Source organism: Amycolatopsis sp. NPDC047767 (genome assembly GCF_040704195.1).
Lineage (GTDB): Bacteria > Actinomycetota > Actinomycetes > Mycobacteriales > Pseudonocardiaceae > Amycolatopsis.
This window is the reverse complement of record NZ_JBEYSJ010000024.1, coordinates 55,635-77,428: the sequence shown is the minus strand read 5'-3', so window position 1 is coordinate 77,428 and position 21,794 is coordinate 55,635. Positions and strand designations below refer to the sequence as shown.

The following is a 21,794-nucleotide window of genomic DNA, read 5'->3' as shown; positions in this document are numbered from 1 at the left end:
GCTCAGCCCTCCTTCCGGGTGCGCGGGTCGAGCACGAGGTAGGCGACGTCGGCGAGCAGGTTCGCCACGAGCACCGAGAGCGTGATGATGAGGAAGATGCCCTGCATCAGCGGGTAGTCCTGCGAACCGACGGCCTGGAACAGCTCGTAACCGACGCCGGGGTAGGAGAACACGATCTCCACCAGCAGGGTGCCGCCCACGATGAAGCCCAGCGCCAGCGCGAAACCGGACACGCTCGGCAGCAGCGCGTTGCGAGCCGCGTAGCTCACCATCACGCGCCGTTCCTTGAGGCCCTTGGCGTGCGCGACGGTGATGTAGTCCTCCGATGCGACGGTGACCATCATGTTGCGCATGCCGAGGATCCAGCTGCCCATCGAGCTGATCAGGATCGTGATCGCCGGCAGCAGGCTGTGCTGGATCGCGCTGCCGATGAAGTCGCCGCCCCACCCGGGCACCAGGCCCGGGTCGTAGCCGCCGGACGCCGGGAAGAAGCTGCCCGGGCCGGCCAGCAGCGTGATCGCGATCAGGCCGAGCCAGAAGTACGGGATGGACGACAGGAACGTCGTCACCGGCAGCAGACCGTCCACCCAGGACCCGCGCCGCCACCCGGCGACGACGCCGAGCCCGGTGCCGATCAGGAAGCCCACCACCGTGGTGAACCCGACGAGGATGATCGTCCACGGCAGACTGTCGCCGATCACCTGGGACACGGGCGAGGGGAAGAAGGTGAACGACAGCCCGAGGTCGCCGCGGAAGAGCTGCGCCCAGTAGTGGAAGTACTGGGTGATCAGGCTTTCGTTCTTGTCGAGTCCGAACAGGACGTACAGCGACTGGATCGCGTCCGCCGACAGCGTGCCCTGGTTCTTCGTGATGAGCGACTGCACCGGGTCACCCGGGATCAGCCGCGGGATGAAGAAGTTGATGGTGACGGCGGCCCACGCGGTGAAGACGTAGAAGCCGAGCCGTTGGAGCAGGTACCTCACGGGCGCACCGCCGAGTCGTACAGCCAGCACGCGGCCCAGTGGCCCGGAGCGTCATCCACCTCGAACCGCGGCGGCAGGTCGGTTTTGCAGCGTTCCATCGCCACGGGACACCGCGGGTGGAACCGGCAGCCCGACGGCGGCGCGATCAGGCTCGGCGGTTCGCCGGAACCCTTTTCCTTCGGCGCCTCGCCGGGTGCGGCTTCCGTGCCCGGGTCGAGCCGGTCGGGGTCCGGTGCCGATTCGATCAGCAGCCGCGTGTACGGGTGCGCTGGCTGCTGCGTCACGGTCTCGGAGTCGCCGCCCTCGACCATGCGCCCGGCATACATCACCAGCGTCTCGTCGGCGAAGTAACGCGCCGACGCGATGTCGTGGGTGATGTAGAGGATCGCGAGGTGCAGGCGTTCCTTCAGGTCCCGCAACAGGTTCAGCACGCCGAGGCGGATGGAGACGTCCAACATGGACACCGGCTCGTCGGCCAGCAGCGCCTCGGGGTCCGCGCCCAGCGCCCGCGCGATCGCGACGCGCTGGCGCTGGCCGCCGGACAGCTCGTGGGGGAACTTGTCGACGTAGCGCTCCGGCGGGGTCAGCTGCACCCGCGTGAGCAGCTCGTGCAGCGCCTGCTCCAGGTCGGCACCCGCGCGGTCGTGGATCTTCAACGCCCGCGTGAGGTGGTAGCGCACGGTGTGCACAGGGTTCAGCGACGCGAACGGGTCCTGGAAGATCATCTGGACCCGGCGGCAGTAGGCCCGGAAAGCCTTGCCGCCCTTCACGGTCGTCGACTTGCCGTGCAGGCGGATGTCGCCGCTCGTGCGCGGGTAGAGCTGGGCGAGCAGCCGCGCCACGGTCGACTTGCCCGAGCCGGACTCGCCCACCAGCGCGGTCACGCGGCCGCGCCGCAGCACCAGGTCGACGTCGTCGACGGCCTGGACACTGCGGCGCCCCTTCGTGAGCACCTCGCGCCCGCGCTTGCGCACGGGGAAGTGCTTGGTCAGCCCGGAGGCCTCGAGCACGATCGTGTCCGAGGCCCCGGTTTCGATCTCGCCGGCCGGGGAGGCCACCCCCGCCTCGAGCGAGGCGGAGGTGGCTTCCCGGGTGGCCACTGCGTTGTCCTCGGGCATGGATCAGGCCGCGGGCTTCAGGTGCATGACGATGTCCAGCGCGTTGCGCAGGGTCGGCTGCGCGGGGCCGTACGGGTTGGCTTCGTCGGGCCAGCCCGTCCAGTTCTTCGTGCTGTACTCGCCGCCGGAGTTGGCCGCCATGAGCGGAACCATCGGCTGCTGGTCGATCATGATCTGCTGCAACGTGTTCATCGCGGTGGCGCGGCTCGCGTCGTCGGCGGCGTTGGCGTAGGTCTCGAGCGCCTGCGTCGCCTGGTCGTTCTTGAAGCGGCCGTAGTTGCCGTTGATGCCGCCCTGGCCGGTCGGCTTGTAGCGGTTGCCGTCCATCACGTCGCGGTACATGTCGTACGGCGTGGCACCGTCGTTGGTCCAGTGCAGCAGACCCTCGAAGTCACCGGTGTCGACCGACTTCGTCCACGCGTCCTGGTTCATCTTCTCGACGGTGGCGGTGATGCCGATCTGCGACAGGTTGTCCTTGATGATCTCGAGGTCGGTGATGTAGTCCGACCAGCCCGAGGGCACCGTGAGCTTGAGGGTCACCGGCTTGCCGCTCGGGTCCACGAGCTGGTTGCCGTTGTACTTGAAGCCCGCACCGGTGAGCAGCGACTTGGCGCCCGGCACGTCGACCTTCACGGTCTGGCCCTTGTACTGCGACGCGATGAACGAGTCGCCCGCCGGCGTCGGGATGCCGGTGACCTGGTCGTTCTTCGGGTAGAAGTAGCCGGCCTCACCCTGGTTGAAGATGTCGTCGCGGTTGATGACCTTGTTGACCGCCTGGCGCAGCTTCGCGTTGTTCCACGGCGCCTTCTCCGTGTTGAACCACAGGCCGTGCACGGCGAGCTGGGCCGGGAACCACAGCTTGTAGTGCTGCGGGTCCTTGTTCACGTAGACGGACTTGTAGTTCGGGATGAAGACGAAGCTCCACTCGGCCGCACCGCTGGTGAGGGCGGCGACCTGCGCGTTGTTGTCGTTGTAGGAGGTGTAGCGGATCTCCTTGACTGCCGGCGCCTGCTGCCAGTAGCCGGTGCGCTGGCTCACGGTGATCGTCTGCGGGGTGAACGACTTCAGCGTGAACGGACCGGTGCCCACCGGGTTCTTCACGAGGTCCGTGGACGGGTCCTTGATCTGCGACCAGATGTGCTTGGGCACCACGATCGTCTGCAGGATCTTGACCTGGTTCACGAACTGCGAGGTGTCGAAGCCCAGGGTGACCTGGTTCCCGCTCGCGGAGATGTCCTTGTAGGGCACCGAGTCGATGTTCAGGGCCTTGTTGTCGCGCAGCAGCTGGAACGTGTAGGCCACGTCGTCGCCGGTCATCGGCGTGCCGTCGGAGAACTTCACTCCGTCGCGGATGGTCAGGACCAGCTTCTTGTAGTTGTCCGACCAGTCCCACTTCGTGGCCAGCCACGGCTTGCCGGCTTCCTGCGGCTTCACGCGGTTGAGCATCACGAGGGGCTCGTAGATCACGTAGCGGTACCCGAGCGACGCTGCCGCCGAGGTCTCCAGGAACGGGTTGTTGTTCTCGGCCTGCGGGCCGTTCGGCATGCCGACGTTCAGCACGGCCGCGGCGTTGCCGCCGCCACCCGCGCTGCTCGAGCCGCCGCCGCAAGCGGCGAGCACCGCGGCTGCCACCACGGCGACGAGCGCTGCGACGACGGAACGCTTCACTCGCATTCGTCCTCCTAGGTCCTGGTGCTACGGATTCCGCCCGTGCTCTTCAGAGCTCGGTCCGGCCGCGCAACAGGAGGAGTCAACCCGGGTGACTCGGGTCACGTCAATAACACGGCGGTAACATTTTGTGCCTAAGTTTAAGTACTGAAAGAAAGGCTCACGCTCGGTGTCCGACTGTCGATCTCCTTGCGGGGCAAGGAGATTCAGCCGGCTGAACGCCCGCCCGACGCCAGCAGCGCCGCGATCGGCAACGTCGCCGCACCCAGCGCGACGGCCTCCGGGCCCAGCTCCCCGAGCTCGACCACGGTCGCCTCGGCGAGGTAGCCGAGCGCGTGCCGGGCAGCGGCGTCACGGACGTGCGGCAGGATCGCCGGGCCCATGATCGCTCCCGCCGAGCCTGCCAGCACGACCCGGTCGGGCGCCAGGAGGTTGATCAGATTCGCGATGCCGATGCCGAGGTATTCACCCGTCGCGGCGAGTGCTTCGGCAGCTGGACCAGACCTTTCGGCCAGGGCACCCGGGTCGGCCGGACCGCGGCCGGGAGCCGCCGGGCCGGCGAGTGTTTCGGCAGGTGGACCAGACCTTTCGGCGGGTCGGAAACCGGCCGAGCCGCGGCCACGAGCAGGCGTGCCCGACGCCGAAGTGGCCGACCCGGCGTGGCCACCGGCAGCGAAGCCGAGTGCGGCGCCGGAGCGCCCGGGCGCCGGAGCGAGATCCGCGCCAGGTGCGCCGGTGCCGAGTCCCCGAGCAGCAGCTGCCTCGGCTTCGGCCAGGGCGACGAGCTCGGCGAGCCGGCTCTCGCTGTCCGCGCCGCGCAGGGGCTGCGCGCCCGGGGTCTCGGCGTACCGCCGCACCACGGCCTCGGTACCGACGTAGGCCTCCAGGCAGCCGCGCGAACCGCAGCGGCACGGGGCGCCCGCGGCTTGCACGACGGTGTGACCCCACTCACTGGTCGTGATGCCGGGAAAAGACCCACCGTCCGTGACGAAGGCGGCGCCGACGCCCACGCCTAGCAGGGCGATCACGGCGCGGTCGGCTCCGCGGCCCGCGCCGAGCCACATCTCGGCCTGGCCGAGCGTGCGGGCGCGGTTGTCGAGGTGCAGGGGCGCGTCGGCGAACTGTGCGTGAGCGCGCAGCAGGTCGGCGAAGGCGACGCCGGCCCAGCCGAGCGTGGGGGCGTGCACGATGCCGCCGTCGCGCACCGCGCCCGGCACGCCGACGCCCACGCCGAGAACCCGGGACGCGCCGCCCGCCGCCAGCACCTCGGCGACGCCGGCCCGCGCGAGCTCGACGACTTCCGCCGGGTCAGGGTTGCTGCCCGCGAGCGGGTGCTGCACCGTCGCGAGCGTCCCGAGCGCGCAGTCGAAGAGCCCGGCCCGCACGTGGGTCTCGCCGACGTCGACGCCCACGACCTGCCCGTACTCGGGCCGGACGCGCAGCAGCGTGCGCGGCCTGCCACCATCGGACTCGACGGAACCGGCCTCGGCCACCACACCGTCGCCGATGAGCTCCGCGACCACGTTCGTCACGGTCGCGGGACTGAGCCCGGACTCGGCGACGAGTTCGAGCCGGCTGACCGGCCCTCGCAGGTAGAGCGACGACAGGAGCGCCGCTCGGTTGTGCCGCCTCAGGTCACGGGTTGTCTGCCGGAGCACCCTCGTCACCTGGGGGATTCTGCCAGACGACCATATGTTCGGGACTTAGTTCACTAGTTAATACATGGCCACAACTTACGGTGATCAGGCATCCTGGTGCCGGGAGAGTTCGAGGCCAGATGGGTGTCACATGGCGACCAAGCGCACGACCGTCCGCGATCTGCGGCGGCACAACCGTTCCCTGCTGCTGTCGAAACTGTACTTCGACGGCCCGCTGTCGCGGCACGAACTGAGCCAGCTCACCGGCCTTTCGGCGGCGACGGTCAGCAACGTGACCGCCGAACTCGGCGAGGAACGGCTCATCACCGAGGCCGGCCTGGTCGAATCCGACGGCGGACGGCCGCGGGTGCTGCTGCGCGTGGACCCGGCGTACGGCTACGTGGCGGGTGTCGACATCGGCGAGACGGGCGTGCGCGTGGAGCTGTTCGACCTCGCGATGCAGCGGCTGGCCACGGTCGAACACGAGCTGTCACCGGCGCGCACCGAGCCGGCCACGGTCGTCGCGGCCGTCGTCTCCGGGCTGCGCGAGGTGATCGCGTCCGCCGGGGCCGAGGAGTCGGCCGTGATCGGCGTGGGCGTCGGCGTGCCCGGCACGGTCGAGCAGGGAGAACGCGTGCTGGTGCACGCGCCCACCATCGGCTGGGACTCCGTCGCGCTGGCCGACGACCTGCGCGCGGCCGGCATCGAGCTGCCCGTGTTCGTCGACAACGGCGCCAAAACCCAGGGCCAGGCCGAGATGTGGTTCGGCGCCGGCCGCGGCGCGCGCCACGCGGTGATCGTGCTCATCGGCTCGGGCGTCGGCGCGGCCGTGATCGCCGACGGCGCCACCTACCGCGGCTCCACCAGCAGCGCCGGCGAGTGGGGTCACACCACGATCGTCTACGGCGGGCAGGCGTGCCGCTGCGGTTCGCACGGCTGCCTCGAGGCCTACATCGGCGCCGAGGCCGTGCTCGCGCGTTACCGCCGGGCCCGCGGCAAGCCCGTGCCCGGCGAGACCGAGCAGGACCAGTTCGCCGCCCTCCTCGCCTCGGCCGACCGTTCGAAGTCGGCGCAGAAGGTCCTGGAGGAGACGGCCGGCTACCTCGGCGCCGGCATCGCGAACCTGATCAACCTGTTCAACCCCGAGCGCATCGTCGTCGGCGGCTGGGCCGGTCTCGCGCTGGGCGAGCGCCTGCTGCCGCTGATCCGCTCCACCGCGTCGGCCCACGCACTGAGCCACCCGTTCGGCGAGACCACGATCCAGCTCGGGTACCTCGGTCTCGACGCCGTCGCGACGGGCGCCGCCACCCTGCCCGTCGCCGACCTGCTGGAACAGGGCGCCGATCCGCGACTTCTGGTCAAGCCGGCCCCCGCGATCCGCTCGGGCGCGGGCGCCGCCTGACCTTCCGTCGTCACCCGGCGAACATCGACGAGAACCCCAGGTGACCGGGCGAAAGCGCGCCGGTGATCATCGTCGGCGCTCCCGTCGATCACCTGGGTGGCCACCGGCGGCCCTACTGTGCCGATCGTTACCAACCCGACCACAGTCGCGGCCGAATGCCTTCGTAGCAACAGTTACGCGCCGCGTGGGGGGTCGGCCTACTTTTGGTTGGATCAGTAAGGCGGGTTGAAAAAATTCTCACATCCGCCATTGCCGCAGTGGTACGGACCATGCATACTGCTTTTACTTTGTTGCCAGGCACAACAAAGTAGTCCGATTAGTCCGACCCCTGCCGCCCGCCTGCGGTCCACCTCCGGAGTGGACACGAAGCGCTCGGCCGAGAACCGCACGGTCCCCCCGCCGTGCTCTCCTCCGCCCCACCGCGTTTTCGTGCTGCGCGTGAAAGCGCGGTCCCCTCCGCAAGAAGAGGTGACAACGATGTCCATCTCACATTCCCTGAGACGTTCCCGCTGGGCCGGGCTCTTCGCGGCCGCTTCGCTGCTCGCCGTCGGCGTGCAGGCGACGCCCGCCGTCTTCGCGCCCAGGGAAGCCGCGGCGGCGGCCAGCTTCACCGACGACTTCAACGGCCCCGCAGGCAGCCCGGCCGACGGTTCGAAGTGGAACTACGAAACCGGCGACAACGTCAACAACCACGAGCGCCAGTACTACACGTCGGGCACGAACAACGCCGCGCTCGACGGCCAGGGTCACCTGGTGATCACGGCCAAGCGCGAGAACCCCGGCAACTACAACTGCTGGTACGGCCGCTGCGAGTACACGTCCGCGCGCCTCAACACCTCCGGCAAGTTCAGCCAGGCCTACGGCCACTTCGAGACCCGCATGAAGCTCCCGCGCGGCCAGGGCATGTGGCCCGCGTTCTGGATGCTCGGCGGCGGCAACTGGCCGACCGACGGCGAGATCGACGTGATGGAGAACGTCGGTTTCGAGCCCAACACCGTGCACGGCACCATCCACGGGCCCGGCTACTCGGGCTCGGGCGGCATCGGCGCCGGCTACAGCGGCCCGAACTTCTCCGACGACTTCCACACCTACGCCGTGGACTGGTCGCCGAACAAGATCGTCTGGTCGGTCGACGGCAACGTCTACCAGACCCGCACCCCGGCCGACCTCAACGGCAACCGCTGGGTCTACGACCACAACTTCTTCATCATCATGAACCTCGCCGTGGGCGGCTACTGGCCCGGCGACCCCAACGGCAGCACGCAGTTCCCGCAGCAGCTGGTCGTCGACTACGTGCACGTGACCACCAGCACCGGCGGCGGCACCACCCCGCCGAGCGGGAGCACGGGCCGCATCACCGGCATCGCCGGCAAGTGCGTGGACGTCGCGGGCGCCAACAGCGCCAACGGCACGCCCATCCAGATCACCGACTGCAACGGCAACGCGGCGCAGAACTGGACCGCCGGCAGCGACGGCACCCTGCGGGCACTCGGCAAGTGCATGGACGTCACCTCCGCGGGCACGGCGGACGGCACTCCCGTGCAGCTCTACGACTGCAACGGTTCCGGCGCGCAGCAATGGGTCGTCACCGCCGCACACGACATCGTGAACCCGGCCGCGAACAAGTGCCTCGACGCCACGGGCAACAGCTCGGCCAACGGCACCCGCCTGCAGATCTGGACCTGCACGGGCACGGCCAACCAGAAGTGGACCGCCCCCTGATCCACTGACCCCGGCGACACCCGTTGCGCCACAACGGGTTCCCGGTCCTCTGAAAGCCGCCGCGCGGGGCTGCTCGCCTCCTCTCCCTCCTCCGGCAGCCCCGCGCGGTGTTCCACTCCGGTCCCCACCGGCTCCCCCCGTTCGCCCGGGCGACACGATCCCGACCGGATCGCACCCCCGGCGCCCCGGATCCCCACCGGCCCGCCTCCACCCGCGAGGCTTCCGCCGGGGCGTCCGCGAACGCGCTCGATCCGCCTGGTCCCCACCGGGCTCTCCCCTCCCTACCGGCTTGGTCCTCACCGGGCTTGGCTTCGGCCGAGCAAAAGCTCCGCTCCCTATCGACCTGGTCCCCGCCATCCCCTTCTCCACCGAGCCCGGTCCCACCGACGCTTTCCCTTTCCGTACCGAGAACCCCGCACCACCGCCTCGGTCGCCAGCCGAGCAATCCGCCCCACACCGGCCCGCCAACCCGGGCACCTCACCACGCGAGCTCGGCCCCACCGGGCTCTCCCTTTCCCACCGGCTTGGTCCTCACCGGGCTTTTCTCCATTCCCCCAACCGCCCGACACACAGCCCCCGCCCTCCCAAGGGGGGCGTCCCCATCCCATTCTACCGGCGAGGTATGACCAAAAGTGGCCGAACGGCCACGGAGGGTCAAGTTATCCACAGCTCACCCTCGCCTGTGGACAACCGCAATCTCCCTTCCCCCCAAGGAGAACCCCACCGTGCGGCGATTCCTCGTCGCGTTGGCAGGTTGTTTCCTGCTGACGCTTTCCTTCCTGTCCGCAACCTCAGCCAACGCGGCACCCACAACCCCCGCGGCACCCGCCGCCGCGCCCACCGCGGCGCAGTTGCTCGCCAAGACCAACTCGTGCCAGCAGATCTCCAACGGCAAGTACAGCTACGACGAAGGCGGTGCGGCCACCGTGCCCGTCTGTCAGGCCGGTGGCGCCGTGTTCTTCAAGGCCGACATGGACATCGACTGCGACGGCCAGCGCACGACGCAGTGCAACGAGAGCACCGACTGCTGCTTCTACCCCGACACGGCGTTCCACACGTCCACCGACCAGCCGTTGAACGCGGCGCAGCTGCCCTACATCGTGCTGCCGCAGCCAACGTCCACTTGGGACTATCGCCAGTACGGGATCGACGGTGGCTCGGTGGTCGCCGTCATCTACAACAACAAAGTCACCTACGCGGTCGTGGGTGACACCGGCCCGACGAGCATCATCGGCGAGGCCTCCTACGCCACAGCCGTGAGCCTGGGCATCGACCCTGACCCGAGCACCGGCGGCACCGAGGGACCAGTCACCTACGTCGTGTTCCCCAACACGCACGTGAACCCGATCGAGAACCACAACACCGCGGTGAGCGTCGGCGAGTCGTCGGCGAGCAGCTGGGTCGGCGGTGGCCAGACGGACCCGCCGACGGGTGGCGCCGGCCAGATCACCGGCCTCGGTGGCAAGTGCGTGGACGTCGCGGCGGCCAACAGCGCCAACGGCACCGCCGTGCAGCTCTACGACTGCAACGGCACCACCGCGCAGCAGTGGACCGTCGGCTCGGACGGCACGATCCGCGCACTCGGCAAGTGCCTCGACGCCGCCGGCACCGCCAACGGCACCAAGGCCCAGATCTGGGACTGCACCGGCGGCGCGGTCCAGCGCTGGAGCAGGAACTCGACCGGCAACCTCGTGAACGCCGCCTCCGGTAAGTGCCTCGACGCCACGGACAACAGCTCCGCCAACGGCACCCGCCTGCAGATCTGGACCTGCGCGGCCACCGCCAACCAGAAGTGGACGGTGTCGTAGGCATGCGCAAACGCCACCTGCTCCCGCTGCTCGGCGCGGCGGCCCTGACACTGTCCACAATGGCCGTCCCGGTCGCGCAAGCGGCGAACGAGACCGTGAACATCTGGCTGACCACGACCGACGACGCCAAGGGCGTGAATGTGACGCGCGGCCTGCAGCAGCAGACGCCCATCACGTTCTCGGCCGGCACCGGCAGCGGCCAGCAGACGATCAACGTCAACGAGAACACCACCTACCAGCAGTTCGAGGGCGGGGGCGCGTCGTTCACCGACAGCGCGGCCTACCTGATGAACTCCAGCAACCTGCTGTCGGCGAGCACCCGCAGCCAGGTCATGCAGAAGCTGTTCGACCCCAACGCCGGCATCGGCATCGACTTCCTGCGCAACCCCATGGGCGCGTCGGACCTGGCGCGCTCCAGCTACACCTACGACGACATGCCCGCCGGGCAGACCGACCCGAACCTGCAGCACTTCTCCATCGCCCACGACCAGGTGGACGTGCTGCCGCTGACGAAGCAGGCCAAGCAGCTCAACCCGCAGCTGAAGGTGATGGCTTCGCCGTGGAGCCCGCCGCCGTGGATGAAGGACAACGACTCCTACAGCCAGGGCTGGCTCGAGTCGCAGTACTACAACGCCTACGCCCAGTATTTCGTGAAGTACGTGCAGGCCTACCAGAACGCCGGCGTGCCGATCGACTACCTGTCGGTGCAGAACGAGCCGACCTGCTGCCCGGGCTACCCGTCCGCGCAGTGGAACGGCTCGGGGCTGGCGTTCTTCACCAAGAACAGCCTGTTGCCGGCGCTGCACTCGGCCGGGCTGTCCAGCAAGGTCCTGGCCCTGGACTGGAACCCCGACAAGTACGACGAGTTCGCGGCGCCGACGGTGGACGACGCGGCCGTGCGCAACGACCCGAACTTCGGCGGCATCGCCTGGCACGGGTACGAGGGCAACGTCTCCGAGCAGTCGACGGTGCACGCGAAGTACCCGAACGTGAACTCCTACTCGACCGAGCACTCCGGCGGCACCTGGATCGGGAACCAGCAGGCCGAGGACATGAACAACATCGTGGACTACACGCGCAACTGGAGCCGCTCGGTCGTGAAGTGGAGCCTCGCGGTCGACCAGGCGCACAACCCGCACAACGGCGGCTGTGGCACCTGCACCGGGCTCATCACCGTCCACAATGGAGACGGTCGCAACGGCCAGGTCGACTACACCGTCGAGTACTACACGATGGGCCACCTCACCAAGTTCGTGAAGCCGGGCGCGGTGCGGATCGATTCGAACGACACCTCGGCCGTGCGCAACGTCGCCTGGAAGAACCCCGACGGGTCCAAGGCGCTCATCGCGTACAACTCCACCACGGGCAACCAGAGCGTGCGCGTGAACTGGGGCGGGCAGTCGTTCACCTACACGCTGCCGGGCCACACGTCGGCCACGTTCACGTGGAACGGCACGCAGGCGGGCGGGGGCACCACGCCGCCGACCGGCCGCACCGGCCAGATCACCGGGCTGGCCGGCAAGTGCCTCGACGTCGTGGGCGCCAACAGCGCCAACGGCACCGCGGTCGATCTCTACGACTGCAACGGCACGGGCGCGCAGCAGTGGACCATCGGCTCCGACGGCACGATCCGCGCACTGGGCAAGTGCCTTGACGTCAGCGCTGCGTCCACAACGGACGGTGCGAAAGTCCAGCTGTACGACTGCAACGGCACCGGCGCGCAGCAATGGACGGCGAACTCGTCCCGCGACATCGTGAACACCGCCGCGAACAAGTGCCTCGACGTCACCGGCAACAGCTCAGCCAACGGCACGCGCACGCAGATCTGGACCTGCACCGGCGCGGCCAACCAGAAGTGGACCGCACCCTGACCCTCCCCAGGAGTCCCCGATGAGAAGAAGAGTCCTCGCGGCGCTCGGCGGCCTGCTCGCCGCCTCCGCCGTCACCCTGATCCCGGCCAACGCGCAGGCCGCGACCGGGCAGATCACCGGCCTCGGCGGCAAGTGCGTCGACGTCGCCGGCGCGAACAGCGCCAACGGTTCCGCCGTGCAGCTCTACGGCTGCAACGGAACCACGGCACAGCAGTGGAACGTCGGCTCCGACGGCACGATCCGGGCGCTCGGCAAGTGCCTCGACGTGGCGTCCGCGGCCACCACCGACGGAGCCAAGGTGCAGCTGTACGACTGCAACGGCACCGGTGCGCAGCAGTGGACGGTCACCGCCGCCCACGACATCGTCAACACCGCCGCGAACAAGTGCCTCGACGCCACCGGCCAGAGCTCGGCCGACGGCACCCGGCTGCAGATCTGGACGTGCACCGGCACCGCCAACCAGAAGTGGACCGCGCCTTCCGGCGGCGGCGACACGACCCCGCCGCCCTCGGCCGGCGCGATGGCCGTGGCCCCGTACATCTACAACGGCTGGGGTGCGCCGCCGAACCCGACGACGATCATGAACGCGACCGGCGTCAAGTGGTTCACGCTGGCGTTCGTGCTGTCCAACGGGTACTGCAACCCGCAGTGGGACGGCGCACGGGCGCTCACCGGCGGCGTGGACCAGGGCACGATCAACACCGTGCGCGGTGCGGGCGGCGACGTGATCCCGTCGTTCGGCGGCTACAGCGGCAACAAGCTGGAGTCCTCGTGCGGCAGCGCGGGTGAGCTCGCGTCGGCGTACCAGAAGGTGATCAACGCCTACGGCCTCAAGGCGATCGACATCGACATCGAGGCCGACGCCTACAGCAACCCGACGGTGCAGCAGCGCACCGTCGACGCGCTGAAGACCGTGCGTGCCAACAACCCGGGCATCAAGATCTACGTCACGTTCGGCACCGGCACCAGCGGTCCGGACTCGAGCCTGGTCAACCGCGCCGCGCAGTCCGGCTTCGCCGCCGACGGCTGGGTCATCATGCCGTTCGACTTCGGCGGCGCCGGGCAGAACATGGGCACGCTCACCACGCGCGCGGCCGAGGGGCTGAAGAACGTCGTCAAGAACGCCTTCGGCTACACCGACGACAACGCCTACCGGCACATGGGCATCTCGTCCATGAACGGCATCACCGACCAGAACGAGACGGTGACGGTGGCGGACTTCACCACCATCCTGGGTTACGCGAACCAGCACCACCTGGCACGGCTCACGTTCTGGTCGGCCAACCGCGACCGGCCGTGCACGGGTGGTCCGGACGACAGCTGCTCGAAGGTCTCGCAGCAGCCGTGGGACTACACCAAGGTGTTCGCCCGGTACGCCGGCTGAGGATCCGAAGTGGACTGACCCGCAGGTACGGGTCCGGCCGATCGGCGCAGTACGCAGCGGCGAACCGTGATCTCCCCCCGGGGACCACGGTTCGCCGTTGCTCCACCATCTCCACCATCTCCTGGCCACGCACGCCGGATCGGGCACTGGGGGCGACCATCCCGATTCGATCTTCGCGTAGGCGCCTGGCCCCGTCTGGGGGTTCCGGGGCAGGGATGCCATTCGCTTCACGCGGCCTGATGAAGACGGTAATCAGGTGTCCGCGATCTTGACACCACCCAGACTGCGGACGGCCCGAACGGCCACAATCGGATGCCCATCCGCGCGGAAGCACGCTATGTAAGCAAGTGCTTCATCCCTTTTGCGACGGAAGTAGTGCCGTTCCTGCGTCGCGGACACGCAACTCGTGACAAACGTTTTCCATGGCGCAGCACACACTTTCCCGTCGGGTCACGGCGATTTTCGGGTCCCTGACACGGATCCCACCCCGTCGCGAAACCGCAGGCGGTCCGGTTTGGACCACTGCCGCGGCCTACAAACCGACGCCGCCCACCGAACGTTCCGAGTACGCCTCGACGAGCTGCGCCTCCGCGTCGGAAAGGTAGGCCGCGAGCAGCTTTTCCGCGCGCCCGCCGTCGCCTTCTCCGAGCGGCCCGAGCAGTTCGCGGTTGCGCGGCAGGTACCGCTCGTGGAATCGCCGTGGGTCGGCCATCACGTGGAACACCAGCCGCAGCTCGGCGGTGAGGCCCTGCATCAGCTCGACCACGCGCTCGCTGCCGGTCAACGCGACGAGCTCGCTGTGGAACCGGATGTTCGCCGTGCCGAGGTCCTGCCAACGGCCGGTTTCGGCCGCTTGGTGACCCTCGGCGACCGTGGCCGCGATCTTGTCGTAGGACGCCGGCCGTTCGGTGATCGCGCGGACGGCGGCGCACTCGACGAGCTTGCGGACGCGGTAGATGTCGCGCACGTCGTCGACCGTCGGCACGCGCACGAAGACGCCGCGGTTGAGCTCGTGGGTGAGCAGCCGCTCGTGCGTGAGCAGGCGGAAAGACTCGCGCAGCGTGTTGCGCGAGACGCCCAGCGCGTTGCCGATGTCCTGCTCCGACAGCCGGCCGCCGGGCAGGAAGAAGCCTTCGGAGATGCGCGTGCGCAGCACTCCGGCAACGCGTTCCGCGGTGCTCGTGCGGCTCAGCAGGCCGCGGTCGGCTTCCAGGCCCAGCGGGCTCTCGTCGGTGACCACGTCGCCCAGCGTAGCCGTAGGGTTGAGAACAATAAAATGAGAGACTTGTGGAATTGTTGAACGATCCGTACGGTGACTGCCATGTGACTCGTGCCACTATGAGAACTCTCCCTGCGAGGTACCCATGAACACGAACGTGACAGCAGGCACCACGAGTGCGGCCCGGCCGTTCGAGTGGTTCCGCTCCCTCGGGCCGAAGGGCAAGCGCGCCTTCTTCGCCGCCTTCGGCGGTTACGGGCTCGACTCCTTCGACTACCAGACGCTGCCGTTCGGCCTGGCCGCGATCACGGCCTACTTCGGCATCTCGTCCGGCGAGGCCGGCCTGCTCAGCACGACCACGCTGGTCGTCTCCGCGATCGGCGGCATCGGCGCCGGCGTGCTGGCCGACCGCATCGGCCGCGTCCGCACGCTGCAGCTGACCATCGCGCTGTACACGGTCTTCACGGTGCTCTGCGGTTTCGCACCGAACTTCGAGACGCTGCTGGTGTTCCGCGGCCTGCAGGGCCTCGGTTTCGGCGGCGAGTGGGCCGTCGGCGCGGCGCTGGTCGCCGAGTACTGCTCCGCGCGCTACCGCGGCCGGACCGTCGCGTTCGTGCAGAGCGCGTGGGCCGTGGGCTGGGGCCTGCTGGTGATCGTCTACACGGTGCTGTTCAGCGTGCTCGACGACGCCGTCGCGTGGCGCGTGCTGTTCTGGGTCGGCGTGCTGCCGGCGCTGCTCGTGCTGTGGGTGCGCCGCCGGGTGGCCGACGCCGAGCACGTGACCGACCGGCGCCTGAAGACATTGAAGACCAAGTCGAAGGGTTCGCTCGCGGGCATCTTCCGCCCCGGTCTACTGCGCACCACGCTCTTCGCGGCGCTGCTCGCGACCGGTGTGCAGGGCGGGTACTACACGCTGTTCACCTGGATGCCCCAGTACCTCAAGACCGCCCGCGGCCTGTCCGTAGTCGGCACCGGTGCGTACTTCGCGCTGCTGATCCCCGGCGCGTTCATCGGCTACGTCTGCGGCGGATACCTCACGGATCTGTTGGGGCGCAAGCGAACCTTCCTGCTGTTCTCCGTGCTGTCGGCGGTGCTGATCGTGCTGTTCGTGCAGCTGCCCTACGGCGCCAACGGGCTCATGCTGCTGATCAGCTTCCCGCTGGGCTTCTCGACGTCGGCGATCTTCAGCGGCTTCGGCGCGTACCTCGCGGAGCTGTACCCGACCGAGGTGCGGGCGACGGGCCAGGGCTTCACGTACAACTTCGGGCGTGCGGTGGGTGCCGCGTTCCCCGCGGTGGTCGGGTTCATGGGCGCGGGCGGCGCGATCGCGCTCGGTGCCGTCGGGTACGCCATCGCCGCGCTCGCGTTGCTGGGCCTGCCCGAAACCCGTGGCCGGGAATTGACCGGGATCGGGTCGTGACCACCTTCCGCGACCCCGCCACGCTGACGCCCGCCGAGGCCCGCGCGCTCTTCCGCGCGGGCACCGAGCGGCCCACCGAGGGCTGGGCGGCCGGCTACGCGCAGGCCAACCTGATCGCCGTGCCGCAGGACTGGGCCGACGACGTGCTGCTGTTCTGTGCGCGCAACCCGCGCGCCTGCCCGGTGCTCGACGTCAGCCGGCCCGGCGACCCGAGCTCGCGGCTCGCGCCCGGCGCCGACCTGCGCACCGATCTGCCCCGCTACCGTGTGTGGCACAACGGGGTGCTGACCGGCGAGGTCACCGACGCGACCGGCCTGTGGCGCAGCGACATGGTGGCGTTCTCGATCGGCTGCACGTACTCGTTTGAAGCGCCGCTGGTCGCGGGCGGGGTGCCCCTGCGGAACCTGACGCAGGGGCGCGGAGTGGCGATGTACGTGACGGACCGGCCGTGCACGCCCGCCGGGCGGCTGCACGGCCCGCTGGTGGTGACGATGCGGCCGGTCCCGGCCGAGCTGCTCGACGACGCCGTGCGGATCACGTCGGCGTCGCCCTCGCTGCCCGGCGCCCCGGTGCACGTCGGCGACCCGGCGGCGCTGGGCATCACGGATCTGGCGCGGCCCGACTTCGGCGACGCCGTGGACCTGGAACCCGGCGACGTGCCGGTGTTCTGGGCCTGCGGCGTCACCCCGCAGGCGGCGGTGATGGCTTCGCGGCCGCCGTTCGCCATCACGCACGCGCCGGGGTACATGTTCTTGACGGACCAGCGCGAGACGGGAGTGACATGGATCTGAACAGCGACCTCGGCGAAGGTTTCGGCGCGTGGCGGATGGGCGACGACGAGGCGATGCTCGACATCGTGACCAGTGCGAACATCGCGTGCGGCTTCCACGCGGGCGACCCCGGCGTGATGCGGCGGGTGTGCGCCCGCGCGGCCGAGCGCGGCGTGACGATCGGGGCGCACGTGGGCTACCGCGACCTCGCCGGCTTCGGCCGGCGGGCCCTCGACATCTCACCGGCGGATCTCACGGACGACGTGCTGTACCAAATCGGCGCGTTGGACGCGTTCGCCCGGGCGGCGGGATCTTCGGTGAAGTACGTCAAGGCGCACGGGGCGCTGTACAACACGGCGGCGGTGGATCCGGCGCAGGCGGCGGCGCTCGTGGAGGGCGTGCGGCAGTTCGGGACCGGGCTGGCGCTGTTGTGCCCGCCGGACTCGGAGATGCTGCGCGCGGCTTCAGCGGCCGGGATCACGGGGTATGCGGAGGCGTTCGCGGACCGGGCGTACACCCCGGAGGGCCGGCTCGTGTCACGCAAGCTGCCGGGCGCGGTGCTCCACGACGCCGACGAGGTCGCCGCGCGCGCCACGGCCATGGCGACGACGGGCTCGGTGATCGACGTGGACGGCGGGAAGCTCGACCTGCGGGCCGTTTCCCTGTGCGTGCACGGTGATACGCCCGGGGCCGTCGACCTCGCGCGGCGGATCCGGGCTTCGCTGACGGAGGCGGGGATCACGGTGGAGTCGTTCGTGTGATGACCGTGTTGCCCTACGGCGGGTCCGCGGTTCTCGTCGAGGCTCAGGACGTGCTCGGGTTGCAGGCCGCGTTGGCGGCGGACCTGCCGGCCGGGGTGGTGGAGCTCGTGCCGGCGGCTCGGACGCTGTTGGTGCGGTTCGATCCCGCGGTGGTGGAGGTGGGTTCGTTGACGCGGTTGTTGTCTTCGATGTCCACTGTGGATGTTGTCGGCGGCGCTGCGGACTCGGTTACCGTGCCGGTGCGGTACGACGGGGCGGATCTCGCGGACGTCGCGGAGGCTTCCGGGTTGTCGGTGCGCGAGGTCGTGTCGTTGCACAGCTCGGCTTCGTACGTGGTGTCGTTCTGTGGCTTCGCGCCGGGTTTCGCCTACTTGACGGGCCTGGATCCCGCGTTGCACCTGCCGCGGCGTTCGGTGCCGCGCACCCGCGTGCCCGCCGGTTCGGTCGCCATCGCGGGCGAGTACTCGGCCGTTTATCCGCGCCCGTCCCCCGGCGCCTGGCACCTGGTCGGGACGACATCGTTGTCGATGTGGGAGGTCGAGCTCGACCCGCCCAACCGGCTCACGCCGGGCACGCGCGTGCGGTTCGAGGCGGTGTGATGACCGGGAAGGTGGAAGTGCTCGCGACCGGTCCGTTCGCGACCGTTCAGGACCTGGGCCGGCCCGGGCTCGCCGCCGTCGGGGTCGGGCGGTCGGGGGCGGCGGACCGTTCGTCGCTGCGGCTGGCGAACCGGCTGGTCGGCAATCCCGAGACGCACGCAGCGCTGGAGGTGACGCTCGGCGGGCTGCGGCTGCGGGTCTCCGAAGCCGCTTTGGTCGCCGTGACCGGAGCCGAGGTGGACGTGAGGGCGGGGCAGCGGGCGGCCGCGCCGAACGGACCCGTCGCGCTGCGGGCCGGCGACGAGCTCGTGCTGGGCACGGCCACGCGGGGCCTGCGGTGCTACGTCGCCATCCGCGGCGGGTTCGACGTGCAGCCGGTGCTCGGGGCGCGGGCCACGGACACCATGGGTGGGCTCGGGCCGCCGCCGCTCGCGCCGGGGATGACGCTGCCGGTGGGCGATGTCGTCGCCGGGCGGCCGGTCGTCGACCTGGCTCCGCTGGCCCGGCTTCCGGAAGAGCCGGTACTGCGCGTCACCCCGGGGCCGCGGCTCGACTGGTTCACGCGGACCGCACTGTCCACTTTGGTCACTTCCGCATACACGGTGACCGCCGACCTCGACCGCGTCGGTGTCCGGCTCGACGGGCCGCCGCTCGATCGCGCGCGTTCGGGCGAGCTCCCTCCGGAAGCCGCCGTGCCGGGCGCGCTGCAGGTGCCGCCGTCGGGGGTGCCGATCCTGTTCCTCGCCGACCACCCCGTGACCGGCGGTTATCCCGTGCCCGCCGTGGTGTGCGAACCCGACCTCGACGTGGCCGCGCAGCTGCGGCCCGGTCAGCGGGTGCGGTTCGCGCTGGAGGTCACAAGCCCGACACCCGCAACGTCAGGTTGAGCCGCCCGGTCAGGCCCAATGCCGGGTCGGCCGTGCCGGGCAGGGTGCGCGGCACGCCGTGGTACGCCAGCCGCGAGGGGCCGCCGAAGACGAACAGATCGCCGGAGCGCAGCTCGAGGTCCGTGTACGGGCGGTTGCGGTTCTCGGTGTTGCCGAAGCGGAAGACGCACGTGTCGCCCAGGCTCAGGGACACGACGGGCTCGAGGGAGCGCTCGTCCTTGTCCTGGTGCTGGCCCATTTTGGCCGTGGCGTCGTAGTAGTTCACGAGGGCGACGTCGGGGTCGTAACCGGTGCCGTCGCCGTACGCCTCGGCCACCGCGCGCCGGCCGAGGTCGCCGAGCCAGGCCGGGAACGGTTCCACCGGCGAGCCGTCCTCGCGGGTGCGGGAGTAGCGGTACGGGAGCCAGTGCCAGCCGAGGCAGACCATGCGCACCGACATCACGCCGCCGCTGGGCAGGCGGGTCTGGCGGTAGCCGCGCCAGCCGCGGCAGGCCTCGACGAGCGAGCGCTGTTCGTCGAGGCCGAGCCAGTCGGGGACGTGGACCGCGCCAGGCGCGAGTTCGACACGGGGACGTGGCAGAAGTTCCATCGCAGGCGATTGTCGCACCGCACCGGTGGGGTTCGGCAGACCGCAGGACCACCCGAAGGGTCTGGCCGGGTGCTCCTGCGGCGGTACCCCTCGCCGTGACCGCCGTCTTGACACTCCCACACTCGAGTGTCACAGACCAGGTGTCGATCAGCTACAAGATGGACACATGACACGACGGCCGAGGCTCATCACGCTGCGTCACCCGAGCTCGACCTCGTTGATCTCGACCACGGTGACCCCGGCCCGCGCGGGCACAGGGTCGTTCATCGCGGCCAGGGCGGCCGGCACGTCGTCGAGGCCGATCCGCGTGCCGATCAGGCCCGCCAGGTCGATGCCCGACCGTTCGACCACGCTCAGCAGCTCCGGGTACTCGTGGGCCTGCAGACCGTGGATGCCCACGATCTCGAGCTCGCCGCCGATCACGCGGTGCATCGGGATCGGGGCGACACCCTGCGCGGGCGGCATCAGGCCCGCCTGCACGTGGCGGCCGCGTTTGCGCAGGCTGCCGACCGACGCGGCGCACGTGGCCGGCGAGCCCAGGCAGTCGAGCGACACGTGGGTGCCGCCGCCGGTCAGCGACCGGACGTGCTCCGCGACCGCTTCCGGCCCGTCGAACGCACCCGCGTCCACGCTCAGCACCGCGCCCGACCGCTCGGCGAGCGCCCGCGCGGCCGGCGAGACGTCCACCGCCACGACCTTCGCGCCCGCCGCCGCGGCCAGCAGCACCGCGGAGATCCCGACGCCACCGCAGCCGTAGACCGAAACCCACTGGCCGGCGCGCACGCCGCCCTGCCGCAGCACCGCGCGGAACGCCGTGCCGAAGCGGCAGCCGAGCGCCGCGGCCTCCGCCGCCGACATCGCGTCCGGCAGCGCCACGAGGTTGGCCTGCGCGTGCTCGATCGCCACGAGCTCCGCGAACGACCCCCAATGGGTGGCGCCCGGCTGGAACTCGTCGTCGCAGATCTGCTGGTCACCGCGCGCACACTGCGCACAACGCCCGCACGCGCACACGAACGGCACGGTCACCCGCGCGCCGACCTCCCAGCCGCGCACACCCGCCCCGACCGCCGCGATCCGCCCCGCCAGCTCATGGCCGGCCACGTGCGGCAGCTTCACGGCCTCGTCGTGGCCCTGCCACGTGTGCCAATCACTGCGGCACACCCCCGTGGCCTCCACCGCGATCACCACCCCACCGGACGGCACCACCGGATCGGGCACCTCGACCACCTGGGGAACTACCCCGAACTCCTCGATCACCACGGCACGCATGGGACCGATCGTAGAGATCGGCGCCGCACACACTCACGGCGTTCCGGCTCGCCCCTCGGCCCGGGTCGGCTACACGCTCGCGCCTTGCCCACGCTGCTCGACCCGGGTGGGTAGCGCTTTCCCGCCCTGCCCGAGGCAAACAACTTGGCCAAGCCGCGCACTCGCGCCCCGCTCAAGTCACTCGACCCGGATCGGCTACGCGCTCGCGCCCTGCCCGCGCTGTTCAAACCCAGGTGGGCAGCGCTTTCCCGCCTTGCCCGGGGCAGACAACATGGCCAAGCCGCGCACTCGCGCCCCGCTCAAGTCACTCAACCCGGGTCGGCCACGAACTCGCGCCCTGCCCAGCCGCTCAACCCAGGTGGACCGCGCTTTCCCGCCTTGCCCGGGGCAGACAACTTTGGCCAGACCGCACACTCGCAGCGTTCCGGCTTGCCCCTCGCCCGGATCGGCTACGCGGTCGCACCCTGCCCAGCCGCTCAACCCAGGTGGACCGCGCTTTTCCCGCCCTGCCCGAGACAAACAACCTGGCCAAGCCGCACACTCGCGGCCCGCTCAAGCCACTCAACCCGGATCGGGCCACGCACTCGCACACTGCCCAGCCGCTCAGCCCAGGTGGACCGCGCTTTTCCCGCCCTGCCCGAGACAAACAACCTGGCCAAGCCGCACACTCGCGGCCCGCTCAAGCCC

The 21,794-nt window shown here is 70.0% G+C and carries 17 protein-coding genes; 10 read left to right on the top strand and 7 right to left on the bottom strand.

Annotated features, from left to right (window positions below):
* Positions 1-2: 2 nt before the first annotated feature.
* The 4 genes from AB0878_RS33925 to AB0878_RS33910 all read right to left on the bottom strand — a co-directional run bounded on the left by AB0878_RS33925 (position 3) and on the right by AB0878_RS33910 (position 5,436).
* Entirely contained in the window at positions 3-983 is a 981-nt protein-coding gene (locus AB0878_RS33925; protein WP_364049408.1) for an ABC transporter permease, read from the bottom strand.
* Positions 980-2,083 carry an ABC transporter ATP-binding protein gene (locus AB0878_RS33920; protein WP_366584285.1) on the bottom strand — a complete coding sequence of 368 codons (1,104 nt, stop codon included), beginning with the start codon at positions 2,081-2,083 and terminating at the stop codon, positions 980-982. Before AB0878_RS33920 ends, AB0878_RS33925 begins: the two co-directional genes overlap by 4 nt.
* A gap of 21 nt (positions 2,084-2,104) precedes the next feature.
* Complete coding sequence (locus AB0878_RS33915; RefSeq protein ID WP_366584284.1) at positions 2,105-3,775, bottom strand: ABC transporter substrate-binding protein; 1,671 nt, start codon at positions 3,773-3,775, stop codon at positions 2,105-2,107.
* Between the two features lie 200 nt (positions 3,776-3,975).
* Positions 3,976-5,436 carry an ROK family transcriptional regulator gene (locus tag AB0878_RS33910; protein WP_366584283.1) on the bottom strand — a complete coding sequence of 487 codons (1,461 nt, stop codon included), beginning with the start codon at positions 5,434-5,436 and terminating at the stop codon, positions 3,976-3,978.
* A 121-nt stretch (positions 5,437-5,557) separates the two neighbouring features.
* On the opposite strand from AB0878_RS33910, the gene AB0878_RS33905 reads away from it, so the two are divergent.
* The 5 genes from AB0878_RS33905 (at position 5,558) to AB0878_RS33885 (ending at position 13,593) form a co-directional block, all read left to right on the top strand.
* Positions 5,558-6,808 (top strand): ROK family transcriptional regulator, encoded by a 1,251-nt coding sequence (locus AB0878_RS33905; protein ID WP_366584282.1) that lies wholly within the window; start codon positions 5,558-5,560, stop codon positions 6,806-6,808.
* Positions 6,809-7,285: 477 nt separating this feature from the next.
* Positions 7,286-8,530 carry a family 16 glycosylhydrolase gene (locus tag AB0878_RS33900; RefSeq protein WP_366584281.1) on the top strand — a complete coding sequence of 415 codons (1,245 nt, stop codon included), beginning with the start codon at positions 7,286-7,288 and terminating at the stop codon, positions 8,528-8,530.
* A 725-nt stretch (positions 8,531-9,255) separates the two neighbouring features.
* The gene (locus tag AB0878_RS33895; protein ID WP_366584280.1) at positions 9,256-10,338 is read left to right on the top strand and encodes a ricin-type beta-trefoil lectin domain protein; all 1,083 of its coding nucleotides are present in this window, start codon (positions 9,256-9,258) and stop codon (positions 10,336-10,338) included.
* Positions 10,339-10,340: 2 nt separating this feature from the next.
* Positions 10,341-12,209 carry a ricin-type beta-trefoil lectin domain protein gene (locus AB0878_RS33890; protein ID WP_366584279.1) on the top strand — a complete coding sequence of 623 codons (1,869 nt, stop codon included), beginning with the start codon at positions 10,341-10,343 and terminating at the stop codon, positions 12,207-12,209.
* Between the two features lie 19 nt (positions 12,210-12,228).
* Positions 12,229-13,593, top strand: a complete 1,365-nt coding sequence (locus tag AB0878_RS33885; RefSeq protein ID WP_366584278.1) for a ricin-type beta-trefoil lectin domain protein — start codon at positions 12,229-12,231, stop codon at positions 13,591-13,593.
* Between the two features lie 532 nt (positions 13,594-14,125).
* On the opposite strand, the gene AB0878_RS33880 is transcribed toward AB0878_RS33885, so the two are convergent.
* On the bottom strand, positions 14,126-14,833 hold the full coding sequence (locus AB0878_RS33880; RefSeq protein ID WP_366584277.1) for a GntR family transcriptional regulator: 708 nt from the start codon (positions 14,831-14,833) through the stop codon (positions 14,126-14,128).
* A gap of 124 nt (positions 14,834-14,957) precedes the next feature.
* Between AB0878_RS33880 and AB0878_RS33875 the strand changes: the two genes are divergently transcribed.
* Genes AB0878_RS33875 through AB0878_RS33855 form a run of 5 tightly spaced genes read left to right on the top strand, consistent with a single transcriptional unit; the run spans position 14,958 to position 19,249 of the window.
* Positions 14,958-16,232 (top strand): MFS transporter, encoded by a 1,275-nt coding sequence (locus tag AB0878_RS33875; protein ID WP_366584276.1) that lies wholly within the window; start codon positions 14,958-14,960, stop codon positions 16,230-16,232.
* A gap of 23 nt (positions 16,233-16,255) precedes the next feature.
* The gene (locus AB0878_RS33870; protein ID WP_366584355.1) at positions 16,256-17,023 is read left to right on the top strand and encodes a putative hydro-lyase; all 768 of its coding nucleotides are present in this window, start codon (positions 16,256-16,258) and stop codon (positions 17,021-17,023) included.
* The gene (locus AB0878_RS33865; protein ID WP_366584275.1) at positions 17,014-17,763 is read left to right on the top strand and encodes a 5-oxoprolinase subunit PxpA; all 750 of its coding nucleotides are present in this window, start codon (positions 17,014-17,016) and stop codon (positions 17,761-17,763) included. The genes AB0878_RS33870 and AB0878_RS33865 overlap by 10 nt, the downstream gene beginning before the upstream one ends.
* On the top strand, positions 17,763-18,362 hold the full coding sequence (locus AB0878_RS33860) for an allophanate hydrolase subunit 1 (protein WP_366584274.1): 600 nt from the start codon (positions 17,763-17,765) through the stop codon (positions 18,360-18,362). The genes AB0878_RS33865 and AB0878_RS33860 overlap by 1 nt, the downstream gene beginning before the upstream one ends.
* Positions 18,362-19,249, top strand: a complete 888-nt coding sequence (locus AB0878_RS33855; protein WP_366584273.1) for a biotin-dependent carboxyltransferase family protein — start codon at positions 18,362-18,364, stop codon at positions 19,247-19,249. Before AB0878_RS33860 ends, AB0878_RS33855 begins: the two co-directional genes overlap by 1 nt.
* Here AB0878_RS33855 and AB0878_RS33850 read toward each other — a convergent pair.
* Both AB0878_RS33850 and AB0878_RS33845 read right to left on the bottom strand, forming a co-directional pair.
* Entirely contained in the window at positions 19,218-19,838 is a 621-nt protein-coding gene (locus AB0878_RS33850; protein ID WP_366584272.1) for an alpha-ketoglutarate-dependent dioxygenase AlkB, read from the bottom strand. The genes AB0878_RS33855 and AB0878_RS33850 overlap by 32 nt on opposite strands.
* A gap of 198 nt (positions 19,839-20,036) precedes the next feature.
* Positions 20,037-21,107: an alcohol dehydrogenase catalytic domain-containing protein gene (locus AB0878_RS33845; RefSeq protein ID WP_366584271.1), complete on the bottom strand. Its 1,071-nt coding sequence runs from the start codon at positions 21,105-21,107 to the stop codon at positions 20,037-20,039.
* Positions 21,108-21,794: the final 687 nt, after the last annotated feature.

What these genes read in the sequence shown, in the direction of transcription:
- AB0878_RS33915 (WP_366584284.1), bottom strand. Translation starts at nt 3,775, where the DNA reads ATGCGAGTGAAGCGTTCCGTCGTCGCAGCGCTCGTCGCCGTGGTGGCA.
- AB0878_RS33905 (WP_366584282.1), top strand. Translation starts at nt 5,558, where the DNA reads ATGGCGACCAAGCGCACGACCGTCCGCGATCTGCGGCGGCACAACCGT.
- AB0878_RS33900 (WP_366584281.1), top strand. Translation starts at nt 7,286, where the DNA reads ATGTCCATCTCACATTCCCTGAGACGTTCCCGCTGGGCCGGGCTCTTC.
- AB0878_RS33890 (WP_366584279.1), top strand. Translation starts at nt 10,341, where the DNA reads ATGCGCAAACGCCACCTGCTCCCGCTGCTCGGCGCGGCGGCCCTGACA.
- AB0878_RS33885 (WP_366584278.1), top strand. Translation starts at nt 12,229, where the DNA reads ATGAGAAGAAGAGTCCTCGCGGCGCTCGGCGGCCTGCTCGCCGCCTCC.
- AB0878_RS33875 (WP_366584276.1), top strand. Translation starts at nt 14,958, where the DNA reads ATGAACACGAACGTGACAGCAGGCACCACGAGTGCGGCCCGGCCGTTC.
- AB0878_RS33865 (WP_366584275.1), top strand. Translation starts at nt 17,014, where the DNA reads ATGGATCTGAACAGCGACCTCGGCGAAGGTTTCGGCGCGTGGCGGATG.
- AB0878_RS33860 (WP_366584274.1), top strand. Translation starts at nt 17,763, where the DNA reads ATGACCGTGTTGCCCTACGGCGGGTCCGCGGTTCTCGTCGAGGCTCAG.
- AB0878_RS33855 (WP_366584273.1), top strand. Translation starts at nt 18,362, where the DNA reads ATGACCGGGAAGGTGGAAGTGCTCGCGACCGGTCCGTTCGCGACCGTT.
- AB0878_RS33850 (WP_366584272.1), bottom strand. Translation starts at nt 19,838, where the DNA reads ATGGAACTTCTGCCACGTCCCCGTGTCGAACTCGCGCCTGGCGCGGTC.
- AB0878_RS33845 (WP_366584271.1), bottom strand. Translation starts at nt 21,107, where the DNA reads ATGCGTGCCGTGGTGATCGAGGAGTTCGGGGTAGTTCCCCAGGTGGTC.